At 71.4% G+C, this 11,214-nt stretch carries 13 protein-coding genes; 8 read left to right on the top strand and 5 right to left on the bottom strand.

Annotated features, from left to right (window positions below):
* Positions 1 to 4 precede the first annotated feature (4 nt).
* The 3 genes from L6E12_RS23465 (at position 5) to L6E12_RS23455 (ending at position 3,992) form a co-directional block, all read left to right on the top strand.
* Positions 5 to 1,606 (top strand): acyl-CoA carboxylase subunit beta, encoded by a 1,602-nt coding sequence (locus L6E12_RS23465; protein WP_236230089.1) that lies wholly within the window; start codon positions 5 to 7, stop codon positions 1,604 to 1,606.
* Between the two features lie 135 nt (positions 1,607 to 1,741).
* Positions 1,742 to 2,734 carry an alpha/beta hydrolase gene (locus tag L6E12_RS23460; RefSeq protein ID WP_374201936.1) on the top strand — a complete coding sequence of 331 codons (993 nt, stop codon included), beginning with the start codon at positions 1,742 to 1,744 and terminating at the stop codon, positions 2,732 to 2,734.
* Positions 2,735 to 2,987: 253 nt separating this feature from the next.
* Complete coding sequence (locus L6E12_RS23455; RefSeq protein WP_236230087.1) at positions 2,988 to 3,992, top strand: TerC family protein; 1,005 nt, start codon at positions 2,988 to 2,990, stop codon at positions 3,990 to 3,992.
* A 34-nt stretch (positions 3,993 to 4,026) separates the two neighbouring features.
* Here the strand turns inward: L6E12_RS23455 and L6E12_RS23450 are convergent, their stop codons facing one another.
* Together L6E12_RS23450 and L6E12_RS23445 are read right to left on the bottom strand one after the other, a co-directional pair.
* Complete coding sequence (locus tag L6E12_RS23450; protein WP_236230086.1) at positions 4,027 to 4,659, bottom strand: class I SAM-dependent methyltransferase; 633 nt, start codon at positions 4,657 to 4,659, stop codon at positions 4,027 to 4,029.
* 68 nt (positions 4,660 to 4,727) lie between these two features.
* On the bottom strand, positions 4,728 to 4,928 hold the full coding sequence (locus L6E12_RS23445; protein ID WP_236230085.1) for a hypothetical protein: 201 nt from the start codon (positions 4,926 to 4,928) through the stop codon (positions 4,728 to 4,730).
* Between the two features lie 234 nt (positions 4,929 to 5,162).
* Here L6E12_RS23445 and L6E12_RS23440 point away from each other — a divergent pair, with 234 nt between their 5' ends.
* Complete coding sequence (locus L6E12_RS23440; RefSeq protein ID WP_236230084.1) at positions 5,163 to 6,260, top strand: hypothetical protein; 1,098 nt, start codon at positions 5,163 to 5,165, stop codon at positions 6,258 to 6,260.
* The gene (locus tag L6E12_RS23435; RefSeq protein WP_236230083.1) at positions 6,251 to 6,733 is read left to right on the top strand and encodes a hypothetical protein; all 483 of its coding nucleotides are present in this window, start codon (positions 6,251 to 6,253) and stop codon (positions 6,731 to 6,733) included. The genes L6E12_RS23440 and L6E12_RS23435 overlap by 10 nt, the downstream gene beginning before the upstream one ends.
* 78 nt (positions 6,734 to 6,811) lie before the next feature.
* On the opposite strand, the gene L6E12_RS23430 is transcribed toward L6E12_RS23435, so the two are convergent.
* From L6E12_RS23430 to L6E12_RS23420, 3 genes are read right to left on the bottom strand one after another with little or no spacing between them, the layout of a single operon-like run.
* Positions 6,812 to 7,555, bottom strand: a complete 744-nt coding sequence (locus L6E12_RS23430; RefSeq protein WP_236230082.1) for an amino acid ABC transporter ATP-binding protein — start codon at positions 7,553 to 7,555, stop codon at positions 6,812 to 6,814.
* On the bottom strand, positions 7,552 to 8,382 hold the full coding sequence (locus tag L6E12_RS23425) for an amino acid ABC transporter permease (protein WP_236230081.1): 831 nt from the start codon (positions 8,380 to 8,382) through the stop codon (positions 7,552 to 7,554). Before L6E12_RS23425 ends, L6E12_RS23430 begins: the two co-directional genes overlap by 4 nt.
* Positions 8,379 to 9,224, bottom strand: a complete 846-nt coding sequence (locus tag L6E12_RS23420; protein ID WP_236230080.1) for an ABC transporter substrate-binding protein — start codon at positions 9,222 to 9,224, stop codon at positions 8,379 to 8,381. The genes L6E12_RS23425 and L6E12_RS23420 overlap by 4 nt, the downstream gene beginning before the upstream one ends.
* Before the next feature lie 234 nt (positions 9,225 to 9,458).
* On the opposite strand from L6E12_RS23420, the gene L6E12_RS23415 reads away from it, so the two are divergent.
* From L6E12_RS23415 to L6E12_RS23405, 3 genes are read left to right on the top strand one after another with little or no spacing between them, the layout of a single operon-like run.
* Positions 9,459 to 10,802 carry an acyltransferase gene (locus L6E12_RS23415; protein WP_236230079.1) on the top strand — a complete coding sequence of 448 codons (1,344 nt, stop codon included), beginning with the start codon at positions 9,459 to 9,461 and terminating at the stop codon, positions 10,800 to 10,802.
* A gap of 32 nt (positions 10,803 to 10,834) precedes the next feature.
* A complete protein-coding gene (locus L6E12_RS23410; RefSeq protein WP_236230078.1) occupies positions 10,835 to 11,017 on the top strand; it encodes a hypothetical protein in 183 nt (60 codons plus the stop codon).
* Positions 11,002 to 11,187, top strand: coding sequence for a hypothetical protein (locus L6E12_RS23405; protein ID WP_236230077.1), 186 nt, complete (start codon positions 11,002 to 11,004; stop codon positions 11,185 to 11,187). Before L6E12_RS23410 ends, L6E12_RS23405 begins: the two co-directional genes overlap by 16 nt.
* Positions 11,188 to 11,214 lie beyond the last annotated feature (27 nt).

Raw genomic sequence — 11,214 nt, 5'->3', positions numbered from 1 at the left:
TGTGATGTTCGGAGAAGACAAGTTCGACGGACGCTCCTTCGCCCCGACGACCGCCGACCGCATCGCCGACCTGACGGGCAGGCAGGACGAGGTCGTCCGCCTGGCCGAGAAGCGCGCGGCCGACCGGCAGCACGCCAAGGGCAAGCTCACCGCGCGCGAGCGGATCGACCTGCTGGTCGACCCTGGCTCGTTCACCGAGCTGGACATGTTCACCCGGCACCGCACCACCGACTTCGGCATGGACGCCCAGCGCCCCTACGGCGACGGCGTGGTCACCGGTGAGGCCACCATCGACGGCCGCCAGGTGTGCCTGTTCTCCCAGGACTTCACCGTCTTCGGCGGCAGCATGGGCGAGGTGTTCGGCGGCAAGGTCCTCAAGGTGATGGACTTGGCGATGACCCTGGGCTGCCCCATCATCGGCATCAACGACTCCGGCGGCGCGCGCATCCAGGAGGGCGTGGTCTCCCTGGCGTACTACGCCGAGCTGGGCAGGCGCAACGCGCACGCCTCCGGGGTCATCCCGCAGATCTCGATGATCCTCGGCCCGTGCGCGGGCGGGGCGGTGTACTCCCCGGCGATGACCGACTTCACCGTCATGGTCGACGACACCTCGCACATGTTCGTCACCGGCCCCGAGGTGGTCAACGCCGTCACCGGGCAGCGGGTCACCCAGGACCAGCTCGGCGGCGCGGGGGTCAACAGCGAGGTCTCCGGCAACGCGCACTACCGCGCGGTCGACGAGCCCGACGCCATCGAGTGGGTGCAGACGCTGCTGGGCTACCTGCCCGCGAACAACGTCGAGCCCGCCCCGGTCTACGACTTCGAGGGCGACCCCGAGGTCACCGCCGCCGACCGGGTGCTCGACCGGATCGTCCCGGACTCGCCCAACCAGGGCTACGACATGTACGAGGTCATCAGCAGGGTCCTCGACGACGGCGAGTTCACCGAGATCCACGCGGGCTTCGCCAGGAACATGATCTGCGCGTTCGGCCGCATCGAGGGCCGCACGGTGGGCGTGGTGGCGAACCAGCCGCTGCACCAGGCGGGTGTCATCGACATCGACGCCTCGGAGAAGGCGGCTCGCTTTGTTCGCTTCTGCGACGCGTTCGACATTCCCCTCGTGACCTTCGTCGACGTTCCTGGTTACATGCCCGGTATGGACCAGGAGCGCGGCGGCATCATCCGGCGCGGCGCCAAGCTCATCTACAGCTACTCCGAGGCGACCGTGCCGATGGTGACGGTCGTGGTCCGCAAGGCCTACGGCGGGGGGTACGCGGTGATGGGGTCCAAGCACCTCGGCGCCGACGTCAACATCGCCTGGCCCACCGCCGAGATCGCGGTGATGGGCGCGCAGGGCGCGGTGCAGATCCTGCACCGCCGCGAGCTCAACGCCGCCCCCGAGCACGAGCGGGAAGCGCTGCGCCGCAAGCTGACCGACGAGTACCAGCAGTGGCAGACCACCCCGTACGTCGCCGCCGAGCGCGGCTACGTCGACATGGTGATCCCGCCGTCGCGGACCCGCGTCCAGGTCGCCCGCGCGCTGCGCACGCTCCGCACCAAGAAGCAGACCCTTCCCGCGAAGAAGCACGGGAACATCCCCCTGTAGGGGAATGTGACAAGAACGGAGTACCAGCCCATGCCACGGACACAAAGAGGTGACGTGTCGCGCCCACGCCGCTTACGCCGCAGCGTGATCGCGGGCGCGGCGGTCGTGCTGACCACTGTGGTGTCGGCGACCCTGGTGCAGAGCCCGGCGAACGCCGCGTGGCCGTGGTGGCCCACCAAGCCCACCCCCACCACCACCGCGGCCCCCGCGGCCACCCTCCCCTCCGGCGCCCCCCAGGTCACCGCCGACGACGGTGCCAAGGTCGTCAAGGAGACCCGGATCGACGAGCGCACCCTGGACCTGGAGATCCAGAGCCCGGCGCTGCTCAAGAACGGCATGGTCCGCGTCTACCTCCCCACCGACTGGTCGGCGACGGCCACCCGCACCTGGCCGCAGCTATGGCTGCTGCACGGCTGCTGCGAGGACCTCGACTACAAGTCGTGGGACGCCATGACCGACGCCAAGGCGTTCACCGCCGACAAGGGCGTCATCACGGTCATGCCGACCGACGGCCCGGCGGGCATGTACTCCGAGTGGTGGAACCTCGGCCTGCGCAAGACGGCGAACTGGGAGGCCTTCCACATGAAGGAGGTCCTCCAGATCATCGAGCGCGGCTACAAGGGCGGCACCAAGCGCGCCGTCGCGGGCGTCTCGATCGGCGGCTACGGCGCCCTGGCCTACGGCTTCCGCTTCCCCGGCACCTTCGCCTCGGTCGCCTCCTACAGCGGCATCCCGAACACCATGTTCGTCGGCACCGCGGGCGTGATCAAGGGCATCCTGGTCCGCGAAGGCTTCTGGAACCCGGCCGACCTGTGGGGTGACGAGATGGTCACCTTCTGGATCTGGCAGGCGCACAACCCGTACAACAACATCGAGAAGTTCCGCGGCACCAACCTCTACATCAGCTCCGGCAACGGCGAGGTGGGCCCGCTGGACCCGCCAGGCAAGGGCGGCGACCCGCTGGACGCCTCCACGCTGCTGACCTCGCGCAGCTTCACCGACCGGCTCAAGCAGCTCGGCATCCCGGCCACTGTGGACTACTACGGCAAGGGCACGCACAGCTGGCCCTACTGGGAGCGCGCACTGCACAACTCCTGGCCGGTCCTGGCCAAGGGCCTCGGCATCTGAGCCCACCCGCACCACGCGGAGCCGGTCGCGGGTGGAGGTCTCGTGGACCCGCCGGGGAAGTCCGGTGTGGACGCCCGGTCACCGACCTCTCACCGCCTGTGTCCTCCCCGCCGCTCGCGCCCCTGCCCGAGTCGATCAAGGACTCGCCGCCCGGGGCACCCGAACGGGCCGTGTCAACCCCCGGGCGCGGCACATTTGTCCGAATTCAACTACCCTCGGCAGCGTCGGTGCAGGTCGGACGCGGAGGTTGTCGGTGCTGGAGGTCAGTGGGCTCGCCTGGGCGGGAACCATCGCGGTGATCGTCGCGTTGTTGGCCCTGGACCTGGCGGTCGCCGCGTGGCGACCGCACCGGGTGGGCTTCAAGGAGGCCGTCGCCTGGTCGGTGTTCTACATCCTGGTGGCCATCGCCTTCGGGGTGGTCTTCACCGTGGTCGCCGGGGGCGAATTCGGCACCGAGTACTTCGCGGGCTACATCGTCGAGAAGAGCCTCAGCGTCGACAACCTGTTCGTGTTCGTGATCATCATGTCCACGTTCGCGGTCCCCGAGGAGCACCAGCACAAGGTGCTGACCTTCGGCATCGTGCTCGCGCTGGTCATGCGCGCCATCTTCATCGTGCTCGGCGCGGCCCTGCTCAACCTGTTCTCGTTCATGTTCCTGATCTTCGGCCTGCTGCTGATGTTCACCGCGGTCCAGCTCTTCCGCCACCGCGACGAGGAACCCGACATCGAGGACAACGCGGTCGTCAAGATCGCCCGCAAGGCCTTCCCCGTCTCCGACGAGTACGACGGCGGCAAGCTGTTCACCAGGGTCACCGGCAGGCGCGTCGCCACGCCGCTGTTCCTGGTGCTGGTCGCCATCGGCGGCATCGACCTGCTCTTCGCCCTCGACTCCATCCCGGCGGTGTTCGGGGTGACCGAGGAGGCCTACATCGTCTTCACCGCGAACGCCTTCGCCCTGCTCGGCCTGCGCGCCCTCTACTTCCTGGTCAAGGGCCTGCTCGACCGCCTGGTGTACCTCTCGACCGGGCTGGCGATCATCCTCGCGTTCATCGGGGTGAAGCTGGTGCTGCACTGGGCGCACGTGGACATCAACCCGAGCGTCCCGGAGATCTCCACCCCGGTCAGCCTCACGGTGATCATCGGCATCCTGGTCGTGGTGACGGTGGCCAGCCTGGTCAAGACCCGCAACGACCCGGCGGCGAAGGCCAAGCCGGGCTCGCTGCGCGCCTCGAAGCCCCGCGAGGGGGAGCGGAGCTGACCCCTGGTTCCCGCCTCACCGCTTGCCGTGGGGGTCACTTCCGGATGGCGCGCCCGAGCAGCGTGCCGGTCCGGTGGGGCGCGGGTGGGGGAATGAGCTCAACCGCGATCCGGGTGAAGCCCGCGGAGTCGAGCAGGTTCGCCCACTGCTGGATCGGCAGGTGCTGCGGCGTGATGACGCGGTCGGCGGGTGGCGGTGTGCTGCTGGGCGGCAGGTGGGAGAAGGCCAGGATGCCGCCGGGTCGGAGTGCGCGGTGGATGGCGGGGAGCAGGACGCGGGGATCGGTGAACCAAATGGCGCCGAAGATGGAGTAGGCGATGTCGTAGGTGTCCGGGTGGGCGTCGAGGTGGCCGAGTGCGTCGGCGGTGACGAACTCGATCCCGGGCAAGTCTGCCCAGGTGTGGTTCGCGGTGGCGGTGCGGGTCGGGGCGATGTCGACGCCCACGCAGTCGGCGCCCAGGGTGGCGAGGTGGGCGAGGTTGGCGCCCGCCCCGGAGCCGAGTTCGACCACCCGCTTGCCCGCAGGCGGTCCGAGGACGGATTCGTCGGGGCCGTGGTCGGGGTACTGGGTCCAGTTCAACCAGGTGTCCGCACCTGCGGCGTTGGTCGCGCGGCGGGGTGTGGCTTTGCGGGCGAACCGCTCCCAGGCGTCGGTGGGTGAGGTCACGGTGTCACCTTTCGCCGACTCCTCGCCGCGTGCTCGACTGTCCGGGCACGCGGCGAGGGTATCGGGGACTACTTCTCGGGGCTGTCGTGGCAGCAGGCGTGGCACTGGTGGCAGTCCACGTCCGGAGCACCCCACAGTTCGGCGTCGAGGGGGAAGCCCGCGGCCCGGATCGCGGCGATGGTGGTCTTCAGGACCTTCGGCTGCCCGGGGCGTTCCTCGGGCAGGTGGTGCGGGTACGTGCCGCGTGCTCCAGGCAGAAGGCGATGCACCGGGGTGTGTCGAGCACGAACGAGTGGATGCCCTTGTCGACCTGTGGCGTGGGGCCCACGGGGTGTCGGGGGTCTGTGCCGCGCCACGGTCTGCCCGAAGGCTCGCTCTGCGGGAGCCCGGTCCATGTCGTGATCACATATGGTCAGCGGTACTTCACGCCCACACCTGGCGGGTACGCGAGCCTCTGGGGTGCGCCGGGCGAGGCGATGTCGAGGCGGGAACTGGCGGAGGCCGTGAACGCCTGGCTCTGGGCGACAGCCGGCACACTTCACGAATTGGATGCACGTGTCATCGCCCGCTATGAGCGTGGAGCGGTGCGCTGGCCGGGGGCGCACTATCGCGCCGCGCTGCGTCACGCGCTGGGCGCCCGCACCGACGCCGCGCTCGGATTCCGGCCTTCGAGCAGGCACACGGCCCGGTCGGGGGTGCCCACGACGGCCACGTGGACAGCGGCGACGATGGCGGAGAACGCGATCACGCTGACCCAGGACGACCTGATGCCCACCACTCGACGCGCTCTGCTCACCGGCACCGCCGCCCTGTCGGGGACTGCGCTGCTCACCACCCTGCGTCCCCTGCTCGACCGCGCGGCGGCGGGGACCAGTGCGTTCACCTCCGATGAGCTGATCGCTGCCGAGGAGTTGGTGCGGACTCTGCGGTCGTGGCACTCCGCCAACGCGGTACTGGCCCGATCGGCGGTGATCGCCCAGCTCCACTCCCACATGGGCGGGTTGCGCACAGCGCCGCAGGGGACGCCCTCCACCTGCCGAGCCTTCCGGGTCGGTGCGGAACTGGCCGACATCGTGGCCTCGATGGCGGCCGACGCCACCGAACCCGTCACAGCCCAGCGCTACTTCGTCTTGGCGGTGCAACTGGCCCACGTCGCCGGTGACGACGCGCTCGCCGCGGTCACCTTGGCATCCCTGGCCCGCCAGTGCTTCGACCAGGGCAGTCCCGATGACGGACTTGAGATGGTCCAACTCGCCCAGTACACCACCCGGCGCACCGCCACCCCGCGCCTGCGGGCGCTGCTGGCCACCCGAGTGGCATACGCCCGTCAAGGCCAGTCAAAGGCCTTCTTGCGTACGGTGGCCGTGGCGGAGGATCACCACAGCGAAGGTCTCCGAGACGCCGACCGTGCCACCGGTCTGATCGACGGGGTACTGCCCTTGGCCGTCCCCCGGGTCACCGGGCGCGTCGGGTCCAGGCTCGTCGACTTCCACCGCGAATCGGCGGTCCTGGCGAGCAACCCCACCGTGCGCGGAATCCGAGACGCGATCACCGATCTCGTTCCCACCCACCGCCCTTCCCGAGGAACCCCGTGCGCATAGGAATCACCGGTCACAGCAACCTGACCGCCGCCACCACCACCCTCGTCGCCGATGCCCTCCGCGACACCCTCGGCGCACACCGGGGCTCGAACCTGGTCGGTGTCACCTGCCTCGCCCGCGGCGCCGATCAGGTCTTCGCCCGTGTCGTCCTCGAACTCGGCGGGGTGGTCGAGGTCGTGCTGCCCGCGGCCGACTACCGCGAGCGCAAGGTCAAACCCGACAACACCGCCGACTTCGACGCCCTCGTCGGCGCGGCGCACCTGGTGCGAACGATGCCCTTCGACACCTCGGATCGTTCCGCCTACATGGCGGCGAGCGAACACGTGCTCGGCACCGTCGAGGCGATCGTGGCCGTCTGGGACGGCGTGCCGTCGGCGGGGAGCGGCGGCACAGGTGACGTGGTCGAGGCCGCACACCGACGCGGTGTACCCGTCACCGTCGTCTGGCCCGCGGGCGCGGAACGCAGCCGCTGACGGCAGCGGCCAGACGCGCCCACAACGCTCTCCGACAGGTTCGCACAGCGCCCGGTGCGACCGACCCCACCGTGCGTCCTACAGACGGCCCGCGTCGATCACGCGGCGCAGGAATTCGCGGGTGCGCGGCTGCTCCGGGTTGCCCAGGACCTGGGTGGCGGGGCCGGACTCGACCACCCGCCCGCCGTCGAGGAAGCAGATGCGGTCGGCGACCTGGCGGGCGAAGCCCATCTCGTGGGTGGCCATCAGGATGGTGCGGCCCGCCGCGGCGATCTCCCGGACCAGGCCCAGGACCTCGCCGACCAGTTCCGGGTCGAGGGCGCTGGTGATCTCGTCCAGGAGCAGCAGCCTCGGGTCGTAGGCCAGTGCGCGCACCAGGGCCACCCGTTGCTGTTGGCCGCCGGAGAGCCGGTCGGGGTAGGCCGTGGCCCGGTCGGCCAGGCCGACTCGGGTCAGGAGCTCCATGGCGGTGGCGGTGGCCTCGGCGGGGGCCACGCCGTGCACCACCCGGGGGGCCAGGGTGATGTTGTCCAGGACCGTCATGTGCGGGAACAGGTTGTACGCCTGGAAGACCACGCCCATGTCGCGGCGGGCGAGGTCGGGGTCGACCCTGGGGTCGGAGACGTCGCGGCCGAGCAGGTGGATCTGGCCGTCGTTGATGTCCTCCAGGAGGTTCACGCAGCGCAGCAGGGTCGACTTGCCGGAGCCGGAGGCGCCGATGAGGGCGACCACCTCGCCCTCGGCGACCTCCAGGTCCACCCCGTCGAGCACCCGCTTGCCGCCGTACTCCTTGACGAGTCCGGTGACGCTCAGCACGGTCACAGTGCCCCCTGCCTGCGCGCCGCCCGGCGCGACGCCCAGTCGGCCAGCCTGCCCGAGGGGACGGCCAACAGCACGAACAGCAGCCCGGCCACCACGTACGGGGTGAAGTCGTAGGCCAGCGACGACTCGATCTGCGCCGCGCGCACCGCGTCGACCGCGCCCAGCACCGAGATCAGCCCGCAGTCCTTCTGCAGTGCCACGAAGTCGTTGAGCAGGGCGGGCAGCACCCGCCGCACCGCCTGCGGGAGGACCACCAGGCGCAGGGTGCGGCGGTGGTCCAGGCCCAGCGACCGCGCCGCCGCCACCTGCGACGGGTGCACCGACTCGATGCCCGCGCGGAACACCTCGGCCACGTAGGCGGAGTACACCAGCACCAGGGCGATCCCGCCCAGCACCACCGGGTCGGTGGGGACACCGGACAGCCGCAGCCCGGGCAGGCCGAAGCCGACCAGGTACAGGCAGATCAGCAGCGGCAGCCCGCGGAACAGGTCGACGTAGGCCGTCGACAGCGCCCGCAGCGGGAACCACACCGGGCCGCGCAGCGTCCGCGCCGCCGCGACGAGCAGGGCCAGCACCAGGACCGCGACCTCGCACACCACCAGCACCCTGGCGTTGAGCCACAGGCCCTCGGCCACCGCGGGCAGGGAGCGCAGCGCGACCCGCCAGTCGAAGAACGAGTCGCGCACCCGCGGCCAGCCCGGTGCGCCGGTGACCCCGAACCAGACGGCGGCGGCGAACACCACCGTGGAGGCCAGTGCGACCAGGGTGGAGCGCCGGGCCCGGGAGCGCCGGTAGGCCAGGCGCTCCCGCTGCAGGTCGCTGATCACTTCAACTCGGGGGCGTTGCCCGCCGCGGCCAGCCACTCCTGTTCCAGCCGCGCCAGCGTCCCGTCGGCGCGCAGGGCGTCGACGGCGCCGGAGACGCACGCGGTCAGCGGGCTGCCCTTGTCCAGCACGGCGCCGAACCGCTCCGGTTCGCCGCCGCCGCGCGGGAGCTGGCCGACGATCGCGCCGTCGGTCAGCTCGGCGGAGGTCACGTAGAACGCCGTCGGCAGGTCGAGCACGAGCGCGTCGACCTGCCCGTTGCCCAGGGCGGCCTTGGCGTCGTCGTTGGTGTTGTAGACGGCCACCTCCTGCTCCGGGTCGAGCGCGGTCGCCGCGGTGTAGGAGGTGGTGCCGACCTGGGCGCCCAGCTTGACCCCGCGCAGGTCCGCCAGCGACTTCGCCCCCGCGGCGGGGGAGGTCTTGAGCGCCACCACGGCCTGGGCCACGTCGTAGTACGGCGTGGAGAAGTCGACGGCCTGCTTGCGCTCGTCGGTGATGGAGAACTCGGTGAGGTTGGCGTCGAAGGTCTTGGGGCCGGGCTGGATCGCCGCGGTGAAGGTGACCCTGGTCCAGGCCACCTCCTCGCGGCTGTAGCCGAGCTCGCCCGCCACGGCGTAGGCCACCGCGGACTCGAAGCCCTTGCCGGAGGTGGGGTCGTTGTCGACGTACCAGGGCTGGTACACCGGCTCGTCGGTGGCGAAGGTGAACTTGCCCGCCGTGCGGGTCTTGAGCGAGGACTTGGCGCAGTCACCACCGGAGCGGGCGGTGCCCTCGTCGGTCGGGGCGCAGGCGGCGACCCCGCCCGCCAGGGTGACGGCGGCGAGGAGCAGAGCGGTCGTACGCATGTGGGCCATCATCGCGCACCCGCGGCCGGGTGCCCGCACTCCGGGACGGCGCGTCGGCCGCACGTCCCGGGGTGGGCGCCGAGTCGGTCGGGAGTTTTCGGCGCCGGGGGTCTGGATCGGGCGGGCCGGGCGGTCTAGGTTCGGCGTACTTCGCGCAGGAGGAGGGCCCGTGGACGCCGGGAACCGTTGTGGCACAGGTGCATCCGTTCGGCTGGCAGCCGTTCGGAGCAGCCGGTGAGCGCCTGGCCGGAGTTGCGCGAGACCCGGGTGGTGCGCTCGGGAAGTCCACTGGGGACGGTCGTGTCGTGCAGCCTCACCGACATGATGCTGTCGGGCCTGCCGGTGTCGGTGGTGTTCTTCTACCGGGTCGCCCCCGACCTCGGGCGCCTCGCGGACGGGCTGGCGAGGGCACTGGGCCACGTGCCCGCCTTCGGCGGCAGGCTGCGGCAGGCGGGCGACTCGCTGGAGATCGTCTGCGACGACGCGGGCGTGCCGCTGGCCGTCTACGACCTCGACGACACCCTGCCCGAGGCCATCGCCAGGGCCACGCTGCCCGCCGCGGGCCAGGTCGACCACGTCGACGCGCCCCGGGCCCGCGCGGGCGCCGACCCGCTGCTGACCGTCCGGGTCAGCCTGCTCTCCGACGGCGGCATGGCGCTGGGCTGCTCCTGGCACCACGCCGTCGGCGACATGGCGGCGTTCATGGTCTTCATGCGCGCCTGGTCGGCCTTCACCGAGGGCGGCGAACCCCCGGCGACCGACCTGGTCACCGACCGCGAGACCTACCTCGACACCGTGCTGCCGGAAGGCGGCGCCGACCGCCCCGGCTTCACGTTGCCCGAGGGCGAGCACGCCGCGGAACTCGACCGGCACCTGGCCGCCGCCACCCGGGCCAACCGCACCACCCAGATCCACTTCCCCCGGCCCGAGGTCGACGCCCTGCGCGCCGCCGTCACCGCTGACGCGGGCCGCAGGCTGTCCACCAACGACGTCGTCTGCGCGCACGTCGCCAGCACCGTCCGCGCCCTGGACGAGGACACCGAAGTGCGCTGGTTCGCCATGCCGGTCAACGTCCGGCGCACCCTCGGCCTGCCCGACGACGTCGTCGGCAACTTCGTCAGCGAGGTCTTCCTCCCCGCCCCCGCCGACCGCACCGCGCACGCGGTGGCCATCCGCACCGAGGTCGACGCCTTCGCCTCCCGGCACCTGAACCTGCGCGCCAACCGCGAGTTCGTCCGCCGCGTCGGCCCCGCCAGGGTGCTGGAGTGCGTGCCGACCGGGTTCGACCCGGGCAACCGCACCCTGTCGATCACCAACTGGAGCCGCTTCGGCGTCTACGGCGTCGTCTTCGACGGCACCGCGCCCGCGTTCTTCAGCCCCACCACCAACCTGGCCCTGCCCTGGGTCGGCTGGCTGGTGGAGGGCTTCGACGACTCCGGCCTGCTGTGCACCCTGACCCTCCCGGCGAGGCTGGCGGCCAGGCTCCGCGCCCCCGCCGGGCAGGCCCTCCTGCACGCGCACCGCCCGGCGGGCACCGAGGTCCCCGAACTGGCCGCCCGGATCCGCAAACTGGCCTGATCCTCGCCCCCGGCTACCTGGCCTGCGCCGCGGTGGCCGTTCTGGCGGTCGTGCCGTTCCTGCTCGGGTACCGGGAGCCGGAGGACCTGCCCGCGCTGGTGGGGGCGGGGCGGAAGTCGACCATCCGGATCACCCCGGACCTGGCCTGGGCGTGGGCAGGCCGCTTCCTGATCACCCTCGGTTTTGCCCTGGTCACCCGGTGCTCTACCACCTGACCCTCGACGACCCGCAGCGCGGCGTGCTGGTCGTCACCGCCGTCACCGTGCTCGGCGCCCTGGTCTCCGCCCTGGTCACCGGCCGCTGGTCCGACCGCGTCGGCAGGCGCGAGGTGTTCGTGGCGGTGGTCGGCGGGCTGCTCGTGCGGCGGGTCCGCCCGGTCGGCTGACCGGGTTCCCCGAACGCGACAACGGCC

The sequence above is a fragment of the Actinokineospora sp. PR83 genome, from assembly GCF_021056305.1.
Lineage (GTDB): Bacteria > Actinomycetota > Actinomycetes > Mycobacteriales > Pseudonocardiaceae > Actinokineospora > Actinokineospora spheciospongiae.
This window is presented reverse-complemented; position numbering and strand designations above follow the sequence as displayed.

Coding starts and splice junctions, on each gene's coding strand:
- L6E12_RS23465 (WP_236230089.1), top strand. CDS start 5: ATGTTCGGAGAAGACAAGTTCGACGGACGCTCCTTCGCCCCGACGACC.
- L6E12_RS23420 (WP_236230080.1), bottom strand. CDS start 9,224: ATGCGTACGACCGCTCTGCTCCTCGCCGCCGTCACCCTGGCGGGCGGG.